At 35.2% G+C, this 25684-nt stretch carries 16 protein-coding genes and 1 tRNA gene; 10 read left to right on the forward strand and 7 right to left on the reverse strand.

The features are described from left to right. Positions 1-76: 76 nt before the first annotated feature. The 7 genes from ICJ85_RS00515 (at position 77) to bglX (ending at position 14136) form a co-directional block, all read left to right on the forward strand. Positions 77-2848: a helix-turn-helix and ligand-binding sensor domain-containing protein gene (locus tag ICJ85_RS00515; RefSeq protein ID WP_241739460.1), complete on the forward strand. Its 2772-nt coding sequence runs from the start codon at positions 77-79 to the stop codon at positions 2846-2848. A 231-nt stretch (positions 2849-3079) separates the two neighbouring features. Beyond that, positions 3080-6088 carry a SusC/RagA family TonB-linked outer membrane protein gene (locus ICJ85_RS00520; protein WP_188221815.1) on the forward strand — a complete coding sequence of 1003 codons (3009 nt, stop codon included), beginning with the start codon at positions 3080-3082 and terminating at the stop codon, positions 6086-6088. Positions 6089-6095: 7 nt separating this feature from the next. Continuing rightward, on the forward strand, positions 6096-7556 hold the full coding sequence (locus tag ICJ85_RS00525; protein WP_188221816.1) for a RagB/SusD family nutrient uptake outer membrane protein: 1461 nt from the start codon (positions 6096-6098) through the stop codon (positions 7554-7556). Positions 7557-7567: 11 nt separating this feature from the next. Next, positions 7568-9703, forward strand: coding sequence for a hypothetical protein (locus ICJ85_RS00530; protein WP_188221817.1), 2136 nt, complete (start codon positions 7568-7570; stop codon positions 9701-9703). A 17-nt stretch (positions 9704-9720) separates the two neighbouring features. Then, positions 9721-10677 (forward strand): PKD domain-containing protein, encoded by a 957-nt coding sequence (locus ICJ85_RS00535; RefSeq protein ID WP_188221818.1) that lies wholly within the window; start codon positions 9721-9723, stop codon positions 10675-10677. Between the two features lie 68 nt (positions 10678-10745). Further along, positions 10746-11855 (forward strand): glycoside hydrolase family 16 protein, encoded by a 1110-nt coding sequence (locus ICJ85_RS00540; RefSeq protein ID WP_188221819.1) that lies wholly within the window; start codon positions 10746-10748, stop codon positions 11853-11855. A 1-nt stretch (position 11856) separates the two neighbouring features. Then, complete coding sequence (gene bglX / locus ICJ85_RS00545) at positions 11857-14136, forward strand: beta-glucosidase BglX (RefSeq protein ID WP_188221820.1); 2280 nt, start codon at positions 11857-11859, stop codon at positions 14134-14136. A gap of 62 nt (positions 14137-14198) precedes the next feature. On the opposite strand, the gene ICJ85_RS00550 is transcribed toward bglX, so the two are convergent. The 6 genes from ICJ85_RS00550 to ICJ85_RS00575 all read right to left on the reverse strand — a co-directional run bounded on the left by ICJ85_RS00550 (position 14199) and on the right by ICJ85_RS00575 (position 21316). Continuing rightward, positions 14199-15614: a TolC family protein gene (locus ICJ85_RS00550; protein ID WP_188221821.1), complete on the reverse strand. Its 1416-nt coding sequence runs from the start codon at positions 15612-15614 to the stop codon at positions 14199-14201. Positions 15615-15655: 41 nt separating this feature from the next. Next, complete coding sequence (locus tag ICJ85_RS00555) at positions 15656-17014, reverse strand: HlyD family secretion protein (RefSeq protein ID WP_188221822.1); 1359 nt, start codon at positions 17012-17014, stop codon at positions 15656-15658. A 5-nt stretch (positions 17015-17019) separates the two neighbouring features. Next, positions 17020-18684, reverse strand: coding sequence for a peptidase domain-containing ABC transporter (locus ICJ85_RS00560; protein ID WP_188221823.1), 1665 nt, complete (start codon positions 18682-18684; stop codon positions 17020-17022). Beyond that, positions 18674-19354 (reverse strand): TetR/AcrR family transcriptional regulator, encoded by a 681-nt coding sequence (locus ICJ85_RS00565; protein ID WP_188221824.1) that lies wholly within the window; start codon positions 19352-19354, stop codon positions 18674-18676. Before ICJ85_RS00565 ends, ICJ85_RS00560 begins: the two co-directional genes overlap by 11 nt. A 285-nt stretch (positions 19355-19639) precedes the next feature. Further along, positions 19640-21157, reverse strand: coding sequence for a DUF4091 domain-containing protein (locus tag ICJ85_RS00570; RefSeq protein WP_188221825.1), 1518 nt, complete (start codon positions 21155-21157; stop codon positions 19640-19642). A gap of 74 nt (positions 21158-21231) precedes the next feature. Beyond that, positions 21232-21316 (reverse strand) — tRNA-Ser (locus tag ICJ85_RS00575). A gap of 194 nt (positions 21317-21510) precedes the next feature. Between ICJ85_RS00575 and ICJ85_RS00580 the strand changes: the two genes are divergently transcribed. The 3 genes from ICJ85_RS00580 to ICJ85_RS00590 all read left to right on the forward strand — a co-directional run bounded on the left by ICJ85_RS00580 (position 21511) and on the right by ICJ85_RS00590 (position 24539). Next, positions 21511-22140 carry an NAD(P)H-dependent oxidoreductase gene (locus ICJ85_RS00580; RefSeq protein WP_188221826.1) on the forward strand — a complete coding sequence of 210 codons (630 nt, stop codon included), beginning with the start codon at positions 21511-21513 and terminating at the stop codon, positions 22138-22140. A gap of 114 nt (positions 22141-22254) precedes the next feature. After that, positions 22255-23451: a DegT/DnrJ/EryC1/StrS family aminotransferase gene (locus ICJ85_RS00585; protein WP_188221827.1), complete on the forward strand. Its 1197-nt coding sequence runs from the start codon at positions 22255-22257 to the stop codon at positions 23449-23451. Positions 23452-23573: 122 nt separating this feature from the next. Beyond that, on the forward strand, positions 23574-24539 hold the full coding sequence (locus ICJ85_RS00590) for a hypothetical protein (RefSeq protein ID WP_188221828.1): 966 nt from the start codon (positions 23574-23576) through the stop codon (positions 24537-24539). On the opposite strand, the gene ribB is transcribed toward ICJ85_RS00590, so the two are convergent. Beyond that, a complete protein-coding gene (ribB, locus tag ICJ85_RS00595; RefSeq protein WP_188221829.1) occupies positions 24536-25681 on the reverse strand; it encodes a 3,4-dihydroxy-2-butanone-4-phosphate synthase in 1146 nt (381 codons plus the stop codon). The genes ICJ85_RS00590 and ribB overlap by 4 nt on opposite strands. Between the last annotated feature and the right edge of the window lie 3 nt (positions 25682-25684).

The raw sequence follows: 25684 nt of genomic DNA on the forward strand, positions 1-25684 counted from the left end.
AATTTTATTACATTAGTAAGTAAAGCATTGTATTTTGATACCAACTAAATCTCTACCGCAATTTTTTATAATGTTTATGTGCTTTGTATTAACAGCACAAGAGCATCCACCTATTCAAATTTATACGCCAACCGATTATGGAGCAGAGAATCAAAACTGGTCTATTTCTCAATCTCAAGATAAATATATTTATGTAGCCAATAATAAAGGGCTTCTTGAATTTAACGGTGCGAAATGGACGGTTTACGAATCTCCAAATAAAACTATTGTAAGGTCGGTTAAGGTGATTGATGATTATATCTATACAGGGAGCTACAGAGAGTTTGGTTATTGGAATAGGTCTGAAAAAGGGGTATTAGAATACACCTCATTAGCTTTACAGCTTGATATTGATTTTTTGGAAGACGAAGAGGTTTGGAATATTCTGGACGTGGAAGATTTTATTTTATTTCAAACGTTAAAAAGAATTTATGTTTTCAATAAAACAAAGAATTCAGTTAACATTATTGAGTCAAATTCAGGAATTTATAAAATTTTCAAGATTAAGGAAGGGGTTTATTTTCAAAAGCCTAAAGAGGGTGTTTTCGAAATTGTAAATGGCCAGGCAAAACTAGTCACATCAGACGATATTTTAAAAAATAACCTTTTGGTTAATATTTTCAACCATGAAAATAAAACCCTCTTTCAAACAGAGGATAAAGGCTTTTTTGAGCTGGAAGGTAATGATTTAATTCAATGGGAAATTCCTGCTAATAAAACGCTTTTAAACGATAGAATTTATAGCAGTATTAAGCTAGAGGATGATAGTTTTATTTTGGGTAGTATTTCTAACGGAATTATCCATATTACAGCTTCTGGAGATATTAATTATCAAATCAATCAGAATAACGGTTTAAGTAATAATACGGTGTTATCGGTTTTTGAGGATGTTGACAATAACATTTGGTTGGGACTTGAAAACGGAATTAATTGTGTTAATATTAAATCACCTTTTAGAATCTATAATGATGAAAAAGGAGAGATTGGTTCGGTAAACACTTCCATTGTTTATAGAGACAAATTGTATATCGGGACCAATCAGGGCTTGTTTTATAAAGAATTCAAAAGTAATCATAACTTCCAGTTTATTGCTGGTACACAAGGTGCTGTTTGGTGCTTAAAAAATATAGATAACACGTTGTTTTGTGGTCATAATTCAGGGACATTCATCATTGAAGACAACAGAGCAACTTTAATAGCCGATGTTTTAGGGACCTGGGATATTAAGTCTGTTAAAAATCATGAAAACTTGCTTATTCAAGGTAATTATAGTGGTTTAAATATTTTAGAGAAAAAGAATGACTCATGGTTATGGCGAAATACTATTGAAAATTTTGATATTTCCAGTCGGTATTTTGAAATGATCAATGCATCAGAACTTTTTGTAAGCCATGAATACAAAGGAGTTTTTAAAGTTAAGTTAGATCAAGATTACAAAAAGGCAATAAATGTGGAACAAGATCGCTCGGTGGATAAAGATGTGAAGACGAGTCTTACAAAATTTGGAGGAGATATACTTTATACGCAAAGTAAAGGTGTTTTTAAGTATGATTTAAAAACAGGGAAATTTTTAAAGGACACAATAAAGAGTAAATTGTTTCATACTGAAGATTATACCTCAGGGAAACTGGTTTATACAAAGCAAACCAATAAGCTTTGGGGTTTTTCAAGGCAAGGACTCAGTTATTTATCTCCCGGCAAACTGAGTAATACATTGGATTTGCATACCATTGCGTTACCAGGTTATGTAAGAAATGATGTTTCTAGCTATGAAAATATAACTTATCTGGAAAATAATAAATACCTGTATGGTACCACTACAGGATACATTGTAATAGATTTAAATGTCTTACAAAACAAACCACATAAAGTTCATTTAAATTTAGTATCTAATAGAAATCTTAAGGGCAGTCATGAGAATGTTTTTGTTAAGATAAATGAAGCAGGAACGTTTAAAAATAACAATAATAATTTAGAGTTTCATTTTAGTGTTCCTGTTTATGAAAAATTTTCAGTACCAGAATATCAGTATAAGCTCAAGGGTATTTATGATGAATGGAGTCAATGGTCCACTAAATCGGAAGTGTTTTTTGAAAACTTACCATTCGGCGATTATAAATTCTCTGTAAGGTCGCGGTTAGGTAACGAAATTTCAGAGAATATAGAAAGTTTTAATTTTTCTATTGCAAGACCATGGTATTTGTCAAATACCGCCATTATAGGGTATATCATTACTGTGGCGTTATTTTCAATATTTATGCATCATACCTACAAGCGTTACTATAAAAGGCAACGTGAAAAACTCCTTTATAAAACACAGCGTGAATTAGAACTCAAAGAATTAGAGAACAAAGAGCAAATCATGCGTCATAATAATGAAAAGCTTAAGCAGGATATTGAAAGTAAAAACAGGGAGTTGAGTCTGTCCACGATGAATTTAATTAAGAAGAATGAGTTTTTAAATAATCTTAAAAAGGAGCTGAAAAAGATTCCGGATGACAAGAATTTAAACAATGTAGTTAAAATCATTGATAAAAATCTTAATAATACTGATGACTGGCAAACGTTTGAAGAAGCCTTTAATAATGCCGATAAAGATTTTCTTAAAAAGATAAAAACATTACATCCGTCGCTAACCTCAAACGACTTACGTTTATGTACGTATTTGAGGTTGAATTTATCCTCAAAGGAAATTGCACCTCTATTAAATATATCTCCAAGAAGTGTAGAAGTTAAACGTTACCGATTGCGAAAAAAAATCGATTTACCTCACGATGCGAGCTTAACAGATTATATTTTGAAAATATAACGACACAACATTTAACTTTTTCACCTATACAACACCACAACATTTGCTGATTTTATAGATTTTAAGTAAATTCTATAGCTTTTATAAATTCTTAATAAAACCTAGTAATATTAAGGTTTTGTTAGTTTTTGTTGTTCATTATTGTGATGTATGTTTTTTGTAGTGGTAAAAAATTAGAATACATCAATATGTAAATATAATTTTATGGAAACTAAAATAAACTAAATTCACATGAGACATTATCTCTTTAAGATTTTAACATTATTCTTTGTTTCCTATGCTAGTGCTCAAAGCATTGAAATAAAAGGTAATGTGAAAGATGGTTCCGGTGTGCCTATTCCCGGAGTTAACATCTTGCAAAAGAATACAGCAAATGGAACTGTTTCTGATTTTGATGGAAACTTTACCATTTCTAATATTGAAATAGGATCAATACTAACCTTAAGTTATATCGGTTTTATAACTCAGGATGTTGTTGTTGAAAATGATGCTTTTTTAGAAATTCAATTACAAGAAGACCTCGCCAAATTAGACGAAGTTGTGGTTATTGGATATGGTACACAAACTAAAAAGGAAATTACTGGTGCTGTAAGTGTGTTGGGAGCAGAAACTATTGAAGAGTTGAAACCAACTCGAATAGAGCAAGCTCTTCAAGGTCAGGTTGCCGGGGTTAACATTACATCACAATCGGGATCGCCAGGAGCCGGAGCGACCATCAACATTCGTGGGGTATCTACAAATGGAGATAGCCGACCATTAATATTAGTTGATGGAAATGTTATAGAAGACCTTAGTGTTATTAACCCGAACGATATTGAAAGTATAAACATCCTTAAGGACGCAACTGCCGGTATTTATGGGGTTAGAGCAGCTAACGGTGTTATCTTGATTAAAACTAAAACGGGACGAAAGGAGATGCCGCTTCAGGTTGAGTATAATGCTTATGGAGGCTTTCAGCAAACCACCAGAAAAATCCCTGTTTTAAACGCGACAGAGTATGCGTTAATTGTTAACGAAGCGCATGCTGCTGGCGGAAGTGCAATTCCGTTTCCAGATGTTTCTGGTTTAGGGTCAGGAACCGATTGGCAGGATAAAGTATTTAAAAATGCTTTTATAACTAATCATAACATTTTGTTTAAAGGGGGGACGAAAAATTCCTATTATTCTTATAGTGGGTCGTTTTTAACGCAGGATGGTATTGTGGGAGGTTCGAGATCAAACTTTACACGTTTTACAAATAATATTAGTTATAATGTTGATTTTCTGAAGAATTTCAAATTTACTTCAGGATTGATGCTTATAAGAACTAATAAGCGAAACCTACCTGAGAATTCTAATTCTTCCGTATTATTTAATGCCTTAAATATGGCGCCTACATTTTCGGTTAGAGATGAAAATGGTGATTATACTTTAGCTGAAGGATTGGGAGGAGAGGTTATAAACCCGCTGGCTCAAATCGATGATACTTTCGATAGAGGGAAAGTATTAAAGCTTAGCGGTAATGCTGGTTTATCATATAATTTTTTAGACCATTTTACGGCTCAAACCAATATTCAGTGGAATTATTCCGAAGTAAGTTCTAACATCTTTAATCCGGTGGCTTATTTCGGTAGTGGTAAAAACAGTAATGTTGATAGAAGCTCGATTGTAACAACTTTAGATCATTATAGAGATTATACGTTTGATGCTTTTGTTAAGTATCAGAATAACATTAATGAAACCCATAATATCAATGTACTGTTAGGAACTTCGGTATTTAAAACGACAGGAGAGTTTTCAGGACTTACAGGATATGATGTAACGATTGCGAACCCTTCTCTGGATGTGGCTTCCGATATTGAAGACCGCTACGAAGCGCAAGGTAGAAACCCAAGATTCGATTCTAGACTACTGTCTTATTTTACAAGGTTACAATACGATTATAAAGGGAAGTATTTATTTTCGGCAGTTTTGCGCCGTGACGGTTCAACAAAATTTGGTCCTGAAAATAAATTCGGATTTTTCCCTTCAGGATCAATAGGTTGGGTGGCCTCAGATGAGCCATTTCTTTCAGAGAGTAAGTTTTTCGATTTACTGAAATTCAGAGCGTCTTATGGTATTTTAGGTAACGATAGAATTCCTGATTACCGCTTTGTATCACTTTTAAATGGGGAAGGGACTTATATATTTAACAATCAGGAAGTGTTCGGTGTGGCCAGCGGAGCTATTTCAAACCCCGGAATTAAATGGGAAAAGCAAAAAACCTTAGATATTGGTGTCGATATGCGCTTTGCAGATAATAAAATTGATATCACAGCCGATTATTTTAAGAAACGTACCGAAGATTTACTGGTCATCCCACAGGTGTCAGGATTGTTAGGAACAGGTGGAGCACCAGTAATTAATGGTGGAATAATCGAAAATTCAGGATTTGAATTTGCCATAGGATATTCCGATAACATTAGTGATGATTTTAAATTAAGTGTTAAGTATAATTTAACGGCACTAAAAAATGAAGTGATATCTGTAAATACCGATGGAGATTTCTTAACAGGAGGTTCCTTTGGTATTGGTCAGCCAACACCTTCAAGAATGGAAGCTGGGTATCCAATTGGATATTACAGAGGCTATAAAACAGATGGTATTTTCCAAAATGAAAATGAAGTATCCAATTATCCAACAATCGATAATCGTGTACAATCGGGTGATTTAAAATTTGTGGATATTAATAATGATGGTGTTATTGATGATGCCGATAAGACCAATATTGGCGACCCAATTCCAGATGCAAACATGGGACTTAATTTGTCGATAGATTTCAAAAACTTTGATTTTTCAGCTTACGCTTTTGCTTCGTTAGGAAATGAAATTGTTAGAAATTTTGAGCGTAATCAGGCTTTAACCAATAAAACGGTGTATTATCTGGACCGCTGGACGGGAGAAGGTTCTACCAACTCAACGCCGAGAGTCACTACAGGAGCGACATCAAATATATTATTTTCAGATTTTTATGTGGAAGATGGTTCATTTGTAAGACTGCAAAATATACAATTGGGTTACACCTTTGGAGATAAATTTTTTGGCGGTTCAAAAATAAATAAACTTCGCTTGTATGTGTCTGCAAATAACTTATTTACCCTGACTAAATATTCGGGTTACGACCCAACAGCGTCTAGTGGAGCTCCTATTGGCGGAGGAATCGATCAAGGGTTCTATCCAAGTGCGAGAACCTATTTATTCGGTGTTAACTTAAAATTCTAATCTCATCATGAAAAATATAAAACTAAATATAATCTTGTTGATGGCGCTAATCGCATGGTCGTGTAGTGATGACTTTGTAGATGTAGCTTCGCAGGATACAAACTCGGAGGACTTTTTTAATTCTGAAAAAGATTATCAGGATGCTTTGGTTGCTGCTTACGATTATTTGCAGGCTACAGCTAGAAATGTTCAGTTAGGAGAAATAGCTTCAGATAATACCTTGTGTGGCGGTGAAAGTGCTACAGATGTTATCGGATTTCAGGAAATAGACGATATGATTCATACGCCAATTAATGCCAATTTAAGAGAAATCTGGACTTGGATGTATACCGGGGTGAATCGTGCCAATTATATAATGGAATTTCAGGATAAATATGATTTTACAAGTAAAACCAGCGTTATTGCTCAAACTCGATTTTTAAGAGCCTATTACTATTTCGAACTGGTAAAATGGTTTGGTGATGTGCCTTTAGCGATAGATAAACGTATTCAGTTTGGAGAACAATTTGATATTGATCGTGCCCCAGCATCCGATGTTTATGCATTAATCGAGCAGGATTTAATCTTTGCAGCTGGTAATTTACCATATACACAAAGTCAAACAGGTCGAGTAACGAAAGGCGCAGCTCAGGCATTATTAGGTAAGGCATATTTGTATCAAAATAAGTTTTCTGAAGCAGCAACGGTTTTAGAAGATTTAATAAATAACGGACCACATAGATTACTATCTTCCGAAGAAGCTCCGTTAATGTTTGAAAATGAATATGAAAACAACATTGAATCGGTGTTTGAAATTCAATACTCAGATGTCGATGGTGGTAGTTATGATTGTTTCCAATGTTTGGAAGGAAATTATGCTGTTGGATTTAATGGTGTAAGAAGTTATGATGGACCGCTTTACGACTTTGGATATAGTTTTAATGTGCCAACTCAAGAGGTTGTCGATGCTTTCGAAGAAGGAGATATCCGATTAGGGTATTCTATTTTAGATATCGAATCCTGGGCAGAAGAAACAGGAGCAACTTACGCAACAGGTTACGAGCATACGGGATATTTCAATTTAAAATATATCGCCAGAAAAGGAGATTTAAATCAGCCTGATGCCGCATTAACCAATCCTAATAATTACAGATCCATTCGTTTTGCTGATGTTTTACTTATGGCTGCTGAAGCTTTAAACAGAGGAAGTATTAGTGATACGCGTGCAGCCGAATATTTAAATATGGTGAGAACCAGAGCGACATTGGCTCCAGTGAGTGTATCAGGGTCTAATTTGACCAATGCCATTTACAAAGAGCGTCGTGTAGAATTGGTGGGAGAAGGGCATCGTTTCTTCGATTTAGTAAGAACAGGACGAGCAGCTCAGGAAATTGATGGTTTTGTTTCTGGTAAGCATGAGCTATTTCCAATACCCGTTGAAGAGATTGAATTATCTGGAGGCAGATGGAACCAAAACCCAGGATACTAAAAAACGACATTATGAAAACAGTAAAATATATATACAGTTTATGTCTAATGCTACTAATAGTTTTTAATTGTAGCGACGACGAAAACTTCGAGTATTTAGACGATATCGTGGCGCCTTCAGGTGTTACAGCAACTTTTCTTCCGGTCTTGGATGAAGCTAACGGAGATTTAGGATTGATTACTATTACACCAAATGCAGTAGGAGCATCATCCTATAATATCGATTTTGGAGATGGTACTTCAGAAAAAGCTAAGGTGATGCAGGGGGAAAGTGTAGTCCATAAATATGCTGAAAAACCTGAAGGTGAATTTTATACAGTAACGATTGAAGCTGTAGGATTATCAGGATTAAAAACTACAGCAACCGAAAATCTGGAAGTTGTATTTAAAGCTCCTGAATTGAGTTGTGATATTGTTAATGGTTCAGATATTAAAATCTCAAATAATGAAGCCATTTCGAAACAAGTTGATGTTCAGGTGAGCGCAAAATATGGATTGAGTTATGAAGTGTATTTTGGAGAGGACGGAAATGATGAGCCGATGGCCGCGAATATCGGTGACCCGGTATCTTATATTTATCAGGAACCCGGAACTTATAGTATTAAAATTGTTGTTATGAGTGCGTCATCACAAATAACAGAATGTACTTTTGATTTTGAGGTTACCGAAATCTTACAGCCTATAGAATCTGCTCCTTCACCACCAAATAGAGATGAGCAGGATGTGATTTCTATTTACAGTGCAAAATATAACGATGTTGCAGGGACTAATTATTTTCCAGATTGGGGACAAGCTGGTCAGGGAAGTGGCTGGGCTACCTTTGATTTAAACGGTGATGAAATGTTACAATACATTAATCTAAGTTATCAGGGAATTGCTCTGGCCGACGGAACAACCATTGATGTTTCAGGAATGAAATACTTACACCTTGATGTTTGGACGGCTTCAGAAGGCTTAAAAATGGAAACCTCTTTAATCAATAATGCTTCTGGAACAGTAACTGAAAAACCAGTTTGGCGCGATTTAACCTCAGGAGAATGGACAAGTTTGGATATTCCAATTTCAGAATTCACAGATCAAGGACTTACAGTAACTGAAATTTTCCAAATGAAGTTTGTTGGAGAACCGTGGGCAGTTGGTACAGTGTTTATTGATAATATCTATTTCTATAAACCTTCAACGGTAGCAGAAACGCCGGAATATAATGCGCCAACACCAACTCAAAATGCATCAAATGTGGTGTCTATCTATAGTGATGCTTACACTAGCGTTGGTATAAGTGAGTTAAATCCGAATTGGGGACAAACCACGACATTAACAGAAGTGAACCTTAACGGAAATAATATTTGGTTGTATGAAGCATTAAATTATACTGGCATCGTTACCGATTATGGTAATCCAACTAATCTAGCAAGCATGGATTATGTGCATTTCGATTATTTTACGCCTGATGCAGAGGCTTTAGGATTAAAATTAGTAAATACTGTAGTGAATCAGGAAGATATTGTATTCGTTGATGAAATTGTACGTGGCACCTGGGTAAGTGTAACCATTCCAATGTCTGAATTTAATATAGATCCTTCAGCGGTAACACAACTGTTATTTGATACCGCAGGGGGCAGTGCTAAGGTATATATAGATAATCTTTATTTTTATTCTGATAGTTCTACGGAGCCGGAGGTAACAGCTCCTGTGCCTACAATTGCTCAGGCCGATGTGGTTTCAATTTACAGCGATGCATATACAGGCGTAACTTTAAACGAAGTAAACCCGGATTGGGGACAAACAACGAGCTTGTCAGATTTTAGTGTAAATGGAGATAATATCTGGTTGTATCAATCATTAAATTACTCAGGAATTGTAACCGATTATGGTAATCCTACCGATTTAACGGGGGTAAAATACCTGCATTTTGATTATTATACACCTGATGCCACAACTTTAGGGTTTAAAATTGTAAATACCGCGTTAGACCCAGTTATGGAAGACATTGTATTTCTACCTAAAATTATTACCGGAACATGGGTTAGTGTAACGATTCCGTTATCAAAATATAATCTTGATTTTTCAAATATTACCCAATTAATATGGGACACTTCAGGAGGCAGTGCAACAGTGTATGTAGACAATATTTATTTCCATAATTAAGAATAAAAAATAGAACGATGAAAACATTAAAATATATATTAATTCCATTTTGTGCGGTTTTATTCTTTATGGTGAGCTGTCAGGATGAAGATTTGGATATTGGTGATATTACGACCCCAACAAACATTCAAATAGATGTCGAGATTATTGGAGTAGATGTTAATAATCCTAACGGAGACGGTACAGGCTTTGTGAAATTTTCAGCTAAAGCCGATAAAGCGATAACCTATATCTACAATTTTGGCGATGATACCGATAATGTAGTTTCAACAGGAGAGACGATGCATCGTTTCACTCAGGTAGGCGTCAATTCGTATACTGTTACAGTAATTGCGTCAGGAACTGGAGGGACTCAAAGCTCCAAGTCTATGGTTGTTGAAGTTTATAGTTCCTTCGAAGATCAGGAAGCTAAAGACTTCTTAAGTGGAGGTCCGGGAACGAGTAAGACTTGGTATTGGGCAGCAGATAAACCTGTAAATATTGGGTTAGGACCTAATGAAGTATCAAGTGGCGGAGAACACAGATACCCGGCTTGGTTCCAGTCTAATGCATGGCATTCAGATAAATTGTGTATGTACGATGCAGAAATGGTGTTTACACAGTCAGCGGATGGAGCTTTAACATATGAACAAACCGTTGGCAATGCATACATTCCTGGTACTTATGCTGGTAATTTAGGGGTTGATGGTGATACGTGTCATGGCGCAGATGTCGTACCATCCTTAGTCGGTATTAAAAATGTACAGTTGGTGCCTTCAACGTCTATAGCAACCATAGATCAAGATGATCCGGACAATGAACCTTATCGCGGTACGACCATTAATTTTTCAGATGGTGGTTTTATGAGTTGGTATGTGGGAAGCAGTAGTTTTGAAATCATAGAAATTACAGATAGCACGCTGGAAGTTCGAGTAACCGAACCTGGTTATGCTTGGTATTGTGTATTTCAAACAGAAAAACCGGTTCAACCATAATCTGATTTAGCTAATGAGGGAGGTTAACCCATTAATCTTCCTCATATAAAAATTTCAAACTTTAAATAATGATAAAGAAGATGCTTTATGTTTTAAATATAGGCTTGTGGTTGTTATTGTCTTGTTCAGGAGGTAGCGATGATGTAAGCCCACCAGATACCCCAAAAGATATTATACCTACTAATTTAACGGTAACGGTTGATGTTTTGGGGACAGACACTAATAATCCTAATGGAGATGGCTCTGGAGTAATTACTGTCTCGATACATGCAGATAATGCCGATTCCTATGGTTTTAAAGTAGAATCTCAACAGGAAGTTAAAAATACAACAGGTGTTTTTGAGTATACGTTTACAGAGGGAGGTACGCATGAGTATGTCATTACGGCTTTTGCGTATTCAAGTACAGGAAATGAGATTAGTACATTTAAAAAGGTTACAGTTTACGTGGCTTCAAACGATTTACAGTTGGTTTGGTCTGATGAATTTGATACCGATGGTGCTCCCAACGCTTCAAAATGGGGGTACGATATAGGTAATGGTTGTCCCGATATTTGCGGCTGGGGTAATGGCGAAAAGCAGTATTACACTAATCGTTCAGATAATGTGAAGGTAGAAAATGGAATGTTGAAAATCATTGCTAAAAAAGAAGACTACCAAGGATCTGAGTATACTTCAGCTAGATTATTAACTAAAGATAAATATGAATTCACTTATGGCCGTGTCGACGTAAGAGCGAAGTTACCTAGCGGACAGGGTACATGGCCTGCCATTTGGATGCTAGGAGCCAATATTGATGAAGTTGGTTGGCCTGAGTGCGGTGAAATAGATATTATGGAACACTGGGGGCATAATGCAACCGTTGTTTCCAGTGCTACTCATACGTTGTCCTGTTCTGGAGGTTGTGAAAATACCAAAGTCGGTGAGACTGTTGTAACCGATTATGCGTCAGAATTTCATGTGTATTCATTGGTTTGGAATGAAGATCAACTACAGTTTTTAATTGATGGTGATTTAAAATATACTTACAATCCTGCTACTAAAAATGTGACTACATGGCCGTATAATAAATCACAGTTTTTGATTTTAAATGTAGCACTTGGCGGAAGTTGGTTTACTATAGATCCGAACTTTTCAGAAGTTGTTATGGAAATTGATTATGTAAAAGTATACCAATAGTATGAAGACAATTCACATATATATTGTTCTGATTCTGCTTGTCATTTTCAATAGTTCTTGTAAAGAAAATGAAATAGGTTGTACCAGAGATAATACAGATAGTATTGAACAGAACGTATCCGATTTACTTTTCAAAATGACTTTAGAAGAAAAGATTGGTCAGATGAATCAATACAACGGATTTTGGGATGTAACAGGGCCTACACCATCTGCAGGAGATGCCGCCAAAAAGTACGAGCATTTAAAGAAAGGTTACGTAGGTTCAATGCTAAACGTACGAGGCGTTGAAGAGGTTAAAGCGGTTCAAAAAATAGCGGTCGAAGAAACCCGTTTAGGTATTCCGTTAATTATTGGGTTCGATGTTATTCATGGTTACGAAACCTTGAGCCCCATACCGTTGGCAGAAGCCGCAAGTTGGGATTTAGAAGCCATTAAAAAATCTGCTGAGGTAGCAGCTAAAGAGGCAGCCGCAGCAGGAATTAACTGGACCTTTGCACCGATGGTTGATATTTCCAGAGATGCCCGTTGGGGACGCGTAATGGAAGGAGCAGGTGAAGATCCGTTTTTGGGGAGTAAAATAGCCGTAGCTCGAGTAGAAGGATTTCAAGGTGAGGACTTATCGTCGCCCGAAACCATCGCTGCTTGTGCTAAGCATTGGGCAGGTTATGGTTTTGCCGAATCAGGAAGAGATTACAATACAGTTGATGTAGGTACGTCCACTTTAAATAATATCATATTTCCACCGTTTAAGGCTGCTGCTGATGCGGGCGTAAAGACTTTCATGAATTCCTTTAACGAGTTAAACGGTATCCCAGCAACAGGTAACACCTTTTTACAAAGGGATATTTTAAAAGGACAATGGAATTATGAAGGTTTTGTTGTTTCCGATTGGGGCTCTATTAACGAAATGATGGCGCATGGTTTTGCAGAAGATAAAAAAGCTGCGGCAAAATTGGCAGTAATTGCTGGGTCTGATATGGATATGGAATCGTACGCCTATGTTGATGAATTAGCAAACCTTGTGAGAAAAGGACAGGTAGATGAAGCTTTAATTGATGATGCTGTAAGGCGCATTCTAAGAGTAAAGTTTGAATTAGGACTGTTCGATGATCCTTACAAATATTGTGACATGGAAACTGAAAAGAAGGTGATCGGTAGTAAAGAAATTAATGATGCTGTTTTAGATGTCGCTAAGAAATCAATTGTGCTTTTAAAGAATAAGAATCAGTTATTACCATTAAAGAAAAGTGGTCAGAATATAGCTTTAATAGGAGCCTTGGCTGCTGATAAAACAAGTCCTTTAGGAAGTTGGCGTATTGCAGCCAAAGACAGTACAGCAGTATCTGTTTTAGAAGGGATGCAGCAATATTCAGAAAATAGGCTGACTTATGCTAAAGGAGCTGATTTAACTTTCGGAGAAACGACTTTCGCTAAAGAATTAGATATTAATATCACAGATAAAAGTGAGTTTTCAGAAGCTGTTTCAATAGCTAAAAATGCAGATGTTGTGGTCATGGTTTTAGGAGAACATGGTTTTCAAAGCGGTGAGGCGAGAAGTAGAGTTAATTTGGATTTACCGGGAGTACAACAGGAGCTATTAGAAGCTGTTTTTGCGGTAAACCAAAATATTGTTTTGGTTTTAAACAATGGCAGACCATTAACTATAACCTGGGCCGATGAGCATATTCCAGCCATAGTGGAAGCATGGCAATTAGGAACGCAAAGCGGTCATGCTATAGCTCAAGTCTTGTATGGTGATTATAACCCTAGTGGAAAATTACCGATGACGTTTCCAAGAAGCGTAGGGCAGGTACCTATTTATTATAATTATAAAAATACCGGCAGGCCGGTTATTCCTGCTCCAAATGAAGTGTTTTGGTCACATTATACAGATGAAAGCAACAAACCATTATATCCATTTGGGCATGGATTGAGTTATACGTCGTTCGAGTATTCTAATCTTCAGATAAGTAAATTAAATAATGATGAGGTTAAAGTTACAGTCGATGTGACAAACACAGGTGATGTGCAAGGCAAGGAAGTGGTTCAGTTGTATGTTAGAGATTTAGTCGCAAGTATTACCAGACCGGTAAAAGAATTAAAAGGATTCGAATTAATAGCTTTAAATCCTGATGAGAAAAAAACGGTAAGCTTTGTTTTAACTAAAAATGAATTAGGTTTCTTTAATAATTCAGGAGCATTTGTTTTCGAGTCAGGTGACTTTAAAGTTTTTGTTGGTGGAAGTTCTGAAACTGCTTTGGAGCAGAATTTTAAACTTTGAGTCTAGTTTAGTTGGTAAAAAGCCTTTCAGTTTAAATGAAAGGCTTTTCTATTTTAAAAAAACTAATCTTCTAAAGTGTTTAATATTTGAGCAAAATTAGCTTTTGTTGTTAAAACCTTGTTGGTGACTTCTATGTTTTTTAGTTCGGTTTCAATCAGCTTTGCTTCCCGGTAATTAATTAAAAATAAAGAACCTTCACCAAGTTCAAATTTTTTCTCCTCGGCTACAACCAGTTTTTTGTAGTCGTTTACCAGATGTTGTACAATGTCGCTTTGCTTTTCATAGGAGTCGATTTCTTGTTGAACCGCATTTATTTTATTAAGTAAACTAACTTTAGTTGACGACAAATTGAAATCAATATCTTGTAATTTCAGTTTAGTTAATTTTAAATCTGCACGAGCTTTTCTTAAAAACAGGGGCATACTAATATTTAATCCGGCTTTGTAGTTTTTTGTGTTTAGTGTATTCAGGTTTTCATAATCACTGGTTAGAAAATTGTACTGAACATCTATTTTAGGTAACAGGTTATTATTGTTTAACCGTTTTTCTAAAACTAATTGTTGTCTTTTTAAGGATAGCGATTGGATTTTTGGATGATTCTCCAGAAGTTCATCATTTATTTCCAGAATACTACTATTTAAAACCCGGTCTGCAACAAAAGGCGAATTCACATCAGGAATTAAACTATAATCCAACTCCACAGGGGTATTATCTTCCAACCATAAATAATTCGATAATTCCAATTGCGATTTAATGTATTTTATTCGAGATTTCTCAACATCTAACGCTCTGTTTTTGTAATTGATGCTCGCTTCTAAAGTATCTACTGCAGGTTTATCTCCAGCTTCAAAACTAGATTTTACCTGACTTAATCGCACATCGGCATTGTTTTGATAATCGTTATAAACCTTGTATTCCTGATAGCTTTTTAGCCAGTTAAAATAGGTCTCTATGGCTTTATAAAGGACGTCGTTTACCGCAAGACTTTGCTTATTTAAACTTATATCTTTATAAAGTTTAGCTTGTTTTAAGGTAGCCATGCGCTCATTGGCTAAAAAGCCTTTTGCTAAAGACATGGAAACTCCTGCACTATACAAGCCATCTTCAGGAACTGTAGATTCAGGATTTAAATAATACCCTTCATTATTTTCATAATTTGCTTTTAGTTCAATGCCGTACCATGTTGGAATTTTAAAAGCGGCGTTTAATTTATCGTAATATTCAGTTCCTGTAAATTTCTTTTTATTGTAATCGACTTCTATTTTAGGGTCGAAGGCACCACGAGCTTTAAGAAGTTTTATTTCTCCTTCTGAAGCAATAAGTCGTGCCTGTTTTACAATGGGATGGTATTGTTTTACATAACCTAAATATTCCTCAAGAGTAAAAATACTATCAGATACCGATTGTGCTTGTGTCTTAAAATTGAAACACAAAATAAACAGTAACAGTGTTGTTAATTTAAGTTTTGTAAAATGCATATGATGTAAAACCATTATGTATAATTGAATGATTTGTCTTGTTACTTTTCTTTACTTTTTTCAGAAGTATCTGCGTTATCCGGAACATAGAAATTAGGAGGGAAACTGTTAATCTGCCTCCATATCTCAAACCAAATAGGAACATCTTCTAAAAGCGCTATGGTTTTTGCTCCAGAGCCAACACGAAGGGCTTCAGGCCAAGGTCCGTACTCAGGATCTCTGGTAATTAAGACACGGTACTGACCATTTTTACTGGCAAAATTTTCAATAGCAACAATAGTTGCACCGTAGGTTCCATACGATACATTTGGCCACCCGCTGAAGACAATAGCAGGCCAGCCTTCGAATTCTACCTGAACGTGTTCTCCTTTATGAAGAAGCGGTAAATCTATAGGTCTTACCCACATTTCAACAGCCAATTCGTAATTAGCCGGCATAATGCCAACCAAAGGCTCACCTTCTTTGAATGTCTCTCCAATACCGGATTTAATAGCCTTATTAATGTATCCGTCTTGAGGAGAAGTGATATATAATAAGCTGTTTCGTTTTTCGTAGTTTGCTAGACTGTTTTCAAGTTTCGAAACTTGAGCCTCTGTATCTAATGCACTAGATTCAGCAGAATAAAAATCACTTTGTGCTTTCGATAGTTTATCAGCATAAGTTGCTTTGATGGTTGAAATATTCAATTTAGCATTTATCACTTCATTTTTAGAGGCTAGCCATTTGTTTTCTTGAGATACATATTTAGCATTGGCTTCCTGTAATTTGTTTCGATATTCTTCAACATCTTTAACAGCTTTAAGCCCTTGTTCTTGTAATGATACCGTACGAGCAAACTGAATTTCGGCAATTTTAGCTTTCGTTTTAGCAGCTTCTAAATCTATACTATCTGATTCTACTTTTAATTTAGATTGCAGGTACTTGTTTTTTGCTTGTTCTAACTTAAGTTGTTGCTCTTGTTGTAACGCAGCGTATTGATTTTTTAAAGCTTGAACTTTTGAGCGGTAAGCATCAACAGAAGCTGATTTTGCTTTAATTTGATCACCGGTACGCTCGGTAAGTAAGTCGTCGAAATATTCGCTTTTAATTTCTGAAATTTTAAGAATGGTATCGCCTTTTTTTACAAAATCACCTTCTTGAACAAACCAACGATCAATGCGTCCCGGAATGGGAGACTGCAAGGTTTGCGGACGTTGGTTTGGTTTTAAAGTGGTTACCAATCCTTTACTAGTTACATTTTGTGTCCATGGTAAAAACAAGATAATGATTACCAATATGCTACTCACCAAAAGCACACGTCTAAACAAATTATGCTGATTGGTATGTTGTGTAGCTTTTCCCGATTTAAATTTGTTTAAATCCAGGAGTTCAGAAACTTTATTATGAGATATATTTAGCATGTTTTTTACGAATTAATTATGTGACCTTCCTCTAAAATGATGTGCTTATTACACATACGTTTCCAGAAATTAAGATTGCTAACCACTACAACACTCCAAGGGTTAGATTTATCACATAGGTACTCGAATATTTTTTCAGATTCTTTATCATTAAATTGTTTTAAGGGCTCTTCTAAAATAAGTACTTTAGGTTTCTTTAAAATAGCTCTTGACAATAGTAGTTTAGCTGAAATAAAGTACGGAATTTGTTTTCCTTCAGGTTTTAATAAGGTATTAAGTCCTTCAGATTGACGTTTTAGGAACGTACTTAAGCCAACTTTTTCAAATACTTCAAAAATTTCTTCGTCGGTAATATCTTTATTGCCAAAGGTGACATTCTCTCTTATCGTACCCTCAAAAGGTGATTCTTCAGAAAGAACCATTCCTAAAAGCGATCGGTATTTATTAATTTGTAAACTTTCAATAGAAAGATTATCAATGTAAATGAAACCGTCGGTAGGAGCAACAACACCAGAAATAAGTTGTAACAGGCTTGATTTTCCTGCTCCACTTTCTCCTTGAATTAAAACACGATCTGTAGGTTCAATTTTAAATGAGATATCCTCTAAAATTGGTTTTTTTCTGTTAGCAACTCGATAACCGGCATTTTTTAATTCTATAGTAAAGGGTCTTGAGTTAGAAACTTCTTCGCCATATTGGTTTTCAATAGACTTGTCTACAACCTGTCCTAGCTTTTCAATAGAGGTTAATACATCGTAAAATGATTCCAGACTTAAAATTAGCTTTTCAACAGAAGCGATTATTAAGATGATAATGATTTCGGCCGCTACAAATTGTCCGATATTCATTTGTTGTTCCAGTACCAAATATCCCCCAACAAGCAGCAGACCTGCTGTAACAATAACCTTAAAGCTAATCATTTGCTTAAACTGGAGCATTAAAATTTTAAAATGTTTTTCTCTTCCGTTTACATAGTCCAGTACTAAATCATCGGTTTTATCGATGGCTAAACTGGTTTTTCCAGATAGTTTAAAACTAATAACCGTTCTTGCAACTTCCTCAAGCCAATGGGCCATTCGGTATTTATATTTTGATTCTTTTAAGCTGGTGTCTAATCCTTTTTTAGCTGTATACTTAAAAACAACAAATATGAGACCTAGTAATAAGAGTCCGAAAAAGATAAAGAAGGGGTGATAGAATGAAAGTAGGATGAGTGCAAAAATAACTTGTAAGAAGGCCGAAGGAATATCAATTAAAATTTTTGATAACCCTTTTTGGATAGTTAGGGTATCGAAAAAGCGGTTGGCTAATTCCGGTAAATAATAATTACGCATTTCGTTCATTTTAATTTTAGGAAACCTATAAGCTAAATCGAACGAGGCTCTTGCAAAAATACGTTGTTGAATACTTTCAATAATACGAATTTGTATCAATTTTAAAATACCCGTGAAAGCAACACCAGAAGTAACCAGAACAACTAAAACAATCCAGGATGTAGATACCTGTCCGCCTTGTAAAAGTGTTATGATGGCTTGTATTCCCAAGGGGAGGGTTAAGGCTAAAATTCCTTCGAATATAGCAAAGTAGGCAACTCTAAAAATGTCTTTCTTTTCAAGTTGAACGAGGCCTAAAAAACGTTTCCAAGGTGATAAAACGCTATTATTCTTCATGCTTTAGGGTGTTTAGGATTAAGTTGGTATAAAATTCGGTAACTGAATGATATTCATTGCAGTTTGTTATGGTTTTTATGTGCTGTTGAAAAAAATGTTGATGCAAAGCGCCTTCAATGGTAGAACTAGCTAAACTTAAAGGGTGTTTATAGGTTTTGCTGAACTCTAAAATTATTTCAGAAAAACGCGTTACTACTCGCTTGAAAGGTTTAAAGAAACCTTCTTCATTTTCTGTGTCTACATCGCAGGTTAGGTAAGCTTTTGCATTTTCACTGATGATTATTTTGTTTAGAATAACCTCGTTAATATGTTCAAAATTACTATCCTCTTCGGTAGTTCTGGTAAGGACTTTAATGGCGCTTTTAAGCTTTTCTTCGGTGTTTTTTAAAGCAAAGGTTTCTAAGACCAGCTGATATTCTATCCAAACCCAATACCAGGAGGTGAGGTACATTAATAAATGATGTTTACTCTCAAAATATCTGTAAATAGAACTTTCATTCGAGTTAATAGCTTGTCCAAGTTTTTTAAAAGTAAACTGCTCAAAGCCTAGTTCATCAATTAATAAAATACTATGCTTAATGATGCGCTTTCCTAAATCTGATGTTTCCGGGTCTTTAATAAAAATGCCTTTCGGGACTTCTATTTTAAAGCTTTGTAAAAGGTTAATCATACTTTTTAAATGTGTACCTCACAAATTTAATAGTAATACTTTTAAAATAGTGTTATTATATATTAAAAATTTGTGAATGTTTTTGAGATATTGATAATTCTAATCGGTATAACTATGAGATACCTAAATTAAGAATAAATTGGTTTTTAATGAATTATAGTAGTGGAATTGTTGGTTTTTATTTACAATAATATTGGTAAAAATAGAATTCTTTAAAAATTATGAAACCCCATGTAAATTAAAACATGGGGTTTGAAGAGTTTAACTATTATGATTAAAACTAAATTATTGGTCAAGTATCTTTAGCATCTTTAATCTAAAGGCATCAACAGTTTCAGCATTATTAGTTGATATGTTTGGTTTTGTGTATACTGTACTTAATAACTCCAAAGCCTTCTGACGATTATATTTTTCTTCAATCATCTTAAGAAGTTCATAATCTTCTTCACTATCACGAAATCGTTCTAATCGCAATGTTGAAAGTGGATAGTTTTTACCAAATTCTTCTCCTCTGTAAATTAAATGGCCGTCTCCTGGTTTTGTCCATTCTGGAATAACATCGGGGTCAATGCTTTCGTAATTATTCACAGCCCAATACAAAAAGCCCTTACTTTGTTCTTTAAAACTTCTCCATAATATTGATCTTGTTCCAAAAGCCGATGTGTTGTAGGTAAAGCCTGGTTTAGCTCCGCAGCAGGTGTAGGTCCACCATTCTTGTTTTGGGTAGACTTTTTCTAAACATTGTTTAGCTCTTTCTTCATTGCTTTGCAATGGGTAAAATCCGGTATTTACAATAACGGGGTAATCTTTATAATAGTCGAAAACCTCAAAAATATCATCACTTTCTTCTGTCATGCCGCAAAAAATGGGGAGTTGAATTTTTAGTGAAGGTGCAATGTTAGAAAGTTTTTTAACGTAGTCTAACACTTTTTCATGATCTTCATAGTTTCGTGGTTCATCATAAAAATAGACATACGCTTTATTTACAAGTCCGGCCTGCTCAACCCTACTGTAAAGTTCCTTTAGTTCTTCATCTGTATAATCATAAAATGGAAGACCAATGGCTGCAAATCTAGGATCCTTAATATAGTTTTTAGTTCTTGGATCACTCCATTCATAAGGCGAAGATTGAATGTGAAGATGTCTGTGCGGTGGTCCCCAATTCACCAGATAAGGAGATAGTCTGTTTTTAAAGCACAACTCGAAATACTGTTTTCTTTTTTTTATAATGTCGTTTTTCTTATTGGATGACGTTAGCGCCGCATCGTAAATTCCAAAGGTTAAAGGAATTGAAGGAGTAATGGGAATAGTTATATCTTTTACCTCTATTGTAAACGTTAAGGTTTTTAAGCCGTTAGTGGTTTTTATATTTAAATAATCGGTATATCTTCCTGGCTTTATTTTTCTGTTAGCATAATAGGTGACCCAAAGAAATACCGTTTTTTGTTTAGGAAGGTATTTATTTTCATCAATAGGAACCAGAAGATCCAGGGCGCCATTGTATTCAACGATTTCACTTATTTCAAAATTTAAAGATTTATTAGACGATTTTTTATTGAACTCTAGATAATCAGTTGTTTCTAATTCAAGAGCTATTTGAAAACTTTCCGATTCGCCTTTGGCTAAAACTAAATCTGTAGTTTGTGAGCTTTCAGATTTTTTATAATCGTAAGGATTGTTTAAGGAGTGATTAAAATAAACTTTTAACTTGTTTTCTTTTATTTGGTTTGATGTCTTGCAACTTGAAAAAGAAAAAAAGAAAAAACAATAGAAGAAAATGTATAAACTGGGTTTGAAACTCATATCTTAAAGTAAGAACTAGTAATTTTGATAATAATAAAAAAGCCCGTAAACATTACTGTTACGAGCTTTTGTTGCGGAGAAAGAGGGATTCGAACCCCCGGAGGTGTGACCCTCAACGGTTTTCAAGACCGCCGCATTCGACCACTCTGCCATTTCTCCTTGAGTGTCTCATCAGGTATTCCCTGAATGCGGGTGCAAATATAGAATCCTTTTTCAATTCTATCAAAGTTTTGCAAGCTTTTTTTCAACTTTTTTAAATTTAATTTTTAACTCTCTCATTCCTAATGTTTTTAAAAATTAGTGATGAAAATTAAAAATGCAAACCTTACTTTTGTGTAAAGCAATACTAAAAAATGGATATCATAAAACAGCTCAAGTGGCGATATGCAACTAAAAAGTTTGATACAAATAAGAAACTATCACCTGAAAAGCTTGACACTTTAAAGCAAGCGTTTAACCTTACAGCAACCTCATTCGGTTTACAAACCATAAAATTACTTATTGTAGAAACAGAGAGTATACGTCAGTCGTTATTACCCCATGCCTATAATCAGCGCCAGGTTACCGATGCCTCTCATTTATTGGTTATATGTATACAGGAAGACGTATTAGATCATGATGTGGTTAATTATTACGAAAACATTAAAGACATACGAAAAACATCTGAAGATATTTTAAAGCCGTATCGTGAGGACTTAATTAAAATGATGAACAAGATGTCTGTCGAAGAGCGTCAACAATGGTCAAAACATCAAGCTTACATTGCTTTGGGGAATTTAATGACGGTCTGCGCTGTTGAGAATATCGATTCTTGTCCTATGGAAGGATTTAAAGCGTCAGAATACGATAAAATTTTAAATCTTCAGAAAAAGGGCTTAAAATCGGTATTGTTACTTCCGGTAGGATATCGTTCAGAAGACGATATGTTTTCAGATTTCGCTAAGGTTAGAAAACCACTTGAAGAAGCAATCATAGAATTATAAAATAAAATTAATGGCGTTACCCAAAATGGCTTTTGGGCCGGGCTTTAGGTAGTCGCTCTCTGCGAGGAGCTTCAACAATACCTTAATCCCTAACGCAAAAAAACATAAAATAATATGCCAGGATTTGAATTATTTGGAGATTTAGAACGTAAAGAAGTGAACGACGTTTTAGATAGCGGTGTACTAATGCGCTATGGTTTCGATGGTATGCGAAATGGACACTGGAAAGCCAAAGAATTAGAAAAAGAATTAGAAAATACGTTTAAAGCAAATCATGTTCAGTTGGTTTCTAGTGGAACGGCTGCCATTTCTGTGGCTTTGGCTGCAGCAGGAGTAGGAGCAGGAGACGAAGTCATTTTACCAACGTTTACCTTTGTGGCAAGTTTTGAAGCCGTAATGATGTTGGGGGCAACTCCTGTTTTAGTGGATATAGACGATACTTTAACGCTTAGTCCAAATGCTGTAGAAGCAGCAGTTACCTCTAAAACTAAAGCAGTTATGGTTGTTCATATGTGTGGAAGTATGGGCGATATGCATGCTTTACAATCTATTTGTGATAAACATAATTTAATCTTGTTAGAAGATGCTTGTCAGGCCATCGGCGGAACGTACAATGGAAAAGCTTTAGGTAGTATTGGTGATTTAGGTTGTTTTTCGTTCGACTTTGTTAAAACCATAACCTGTGGTGAAGGTGGTGCGGTAATTACAAATAATGAAAACTATTATTTACACTCCGATCACTACAGCGATCATGGTCATGACCATGTTGGTAACGACAGAGGCGCAGAATCACACCCTTTTTTAGGTTATAATTTCAGAATTTCAGAGTTGCATGCAGCGGTTGGTTTAGGGCAGTTAAAGCGCTTACCTGAGATTATAGCCGTTCAAAAGAAGAATTTTACCATAATACGAGAAGCTTTATCACTTATTCCTGAAGTGACGTTTAGAACGGTACCTGAAGGAGGAGAAGAAAGTTATGGCTTTTTAAATTTCTTTTTACCAAATTTAGAAACCGCTCGTAAAGTGTCTGAAGCTTTCAAAGAAAATGGAGTTGATGCCTGTTTTCATTACTACGATAATAACTGGCACTACGTTCGTAAGTGGGAGCATTTAAAAGAATTAAAGTCCTTGTATCCAATTTCAGATGAAGTTAAGAATGGAATAGCCTATTTAAAGGGTGCTGAATTTGCTGAATCTAACTACTATATTGGGCGAAATATTTCCAGTTTAATTAAATTATCGTGGACTGAAGAAGAGGTGAAAGCCAGAGCTTCTAAAATGGTTCAAATTATTCAAAACATACTGAAATAAAGGAGATAACACAATTTTGTGTTATATATCTTTTATCATTTGTTACATATTTTATATTCTCTTCATAGTTGAAGCTTTAAATTTGATTAAGCTATTATCAGTAAAACATTAAAGTTTCAATTATGAAGAGATTTTTTACGTATTCAAGTTTACTACTTTTTATTTTCCTTTTTCAATCCTGTAAATCAAAAACCAAATCTGAAACAGAAATTACTGTAGAAGAAAAAACACCGGTTAAGCCTTATAAGACTTATAAAGATGCTATAGTTTTTAAAACCTTGTCTATGGAGTTTATTGGTCCGGATACCATTTCATCTGGATGGAATACATTTAAATACATGAATAGGGCTAATGAAACACATTTTATACTGTTCGATAAATACCCTGAAGGTAAAACTATTGAAGATGGAGAAAAGGAGATTATCCCTGTTTTTGATAAAGGCATGGATTTAATTAATGAAGGGAATGCAGAGGCCGGTTTTGCCGAATTTGGAAAACTTCCCGAATGGTTTCCTCAAATTGTCTTTACAGGAGGTTCTGGATTAATTGCTGGCGGACAAACGAGCATAAGCACACTTTATTTAGATCCTGGTTATTACGTTATGGAATGTTATGTAAAAATGCCAAATGGTAAATTCCATAACGCCATGGGGATGGTAAAAGAACTCATTGTAACAGATAAAGTTTCTGGTGAAGCTGAACCTGAAGCCGATGTTGATATAACAATTTCGAATGAAGAAGGTATTGTAATTAAAGATAGTTTACCGAAAGGTCAAACGGTATTTAAAGTGACGTTTAAAGATCAAAAATTACATGAGAATTTTGTGCAAACCGATATCCATCTGGCCGAACTTTCTAATGAAGCTAATCTGGACTCACTTGAAGCTTGGATGAATTGGGCGAACCCTAAAGGTTTAATAACCCCTGTACCGGATGGTGTGAAATTTTTAGGAGGCGTTCAGGAAATGCCAGCCGGAAAACATGGATATTTTACGGCTGACTTGAGACCTGGTCGTTATGTTTTAATCTCCGAAGTTCCAGCAACGAAAAGCAAAAACTTACTTAAAGAATTTAATATATCAGACTAATAATTTACGTAATCTACGATTTCTAAACCGTAACCAACCATACCAATGCGCTTAGTTTGAGCACTGTTCGAAATTAAGCGCATTTTATGAATATCTAAGTCGTGTAGTATTTGGGCTCCAATACCAAAGTCTCTCGCATCCATATTAATTCTTGGAGCCTTAGATACTGCATTAGGTTGCTGATTCTCTTTCAAGAAACTCAATCTACTCAAAATATCCATAGACTGTACTTCCTGATTGATAAAGATTATTGCACCTTTACCTTCATCGTTAATTACCTTAAACATATTTTCTAATTGCTCATCAACATTATTGGTTAATGTTCCCAGAATATCGTTATTTATTAAAGTAGAATTGATTCTGGTAAGCACAGCATCGTTTTCGTTCCAAACGCCTTTAGTTAGAGCTAAATGTATTTGATTATTAGTTGTTTGTTTGTAAGCTCTTAATCTAAAACTTCCAAAACGCGTTTCAATTTCAAAATCTTCTTTCTTTTCAATTAAAGAGTCGTGCTGCATTCTGTAGGCCACTAAATCTTCAATAGAAACGATTTTAACATCTAGTCTTTTGGCAACTTCCATAAGTTGTGGTAAGCGTGCCATTGTACCATCCTCATTCATGATTTCAACGATAACTCCTGCTGGCTGTAATCCAGCCAAACGCGCAAAATCAATGGCAGCCTCGGTATGCCCGGTACGTCTTAAAACGCCACCTTCTTTAGCAACAAGTGGGAAAATATGTCCTGGCCTTGCCAATTCAAATGGTTTGGTCGAAGGATCCACCAACGATTTAACTGTTTTAGCTCTGTCACTAGCAGAAATACCTGTTGAAACTCCTTTTCCTCTTAAATCTACAGATACGGTGAAAGCAGTTTCCATATGATCTGTATTATTGGCAACCATCATATTTAACTCCAATTCTTTACAGCGTTTTTCAGTAAGTGGAGCACAAATAAGTCCTCGACCTTCAGTAGCCATAAAGTTGATCATTTCAGGTGTAACCTTGTCTGCAGCAGCTAAGAAATCACCTTCATTTTCACGGTTTTCATCATCTACTACAATAATTACTTTACCATGTCTAATGTCTTCAATGGCTTCTTGTATTGTGTTAAGTTTTATTTTAGAAGTTGTATTATTTGTCATTGT

It is taken from the genome of Aestuariibaculum marinum (assembly GCF_014596975.1).
GTDB lineage: Bacteria > Bacteroidota > Bacteroidia > Flavobacteriales > Flavobacteriaceae > Aestuariibaculum > Aestuariibaculum marinum.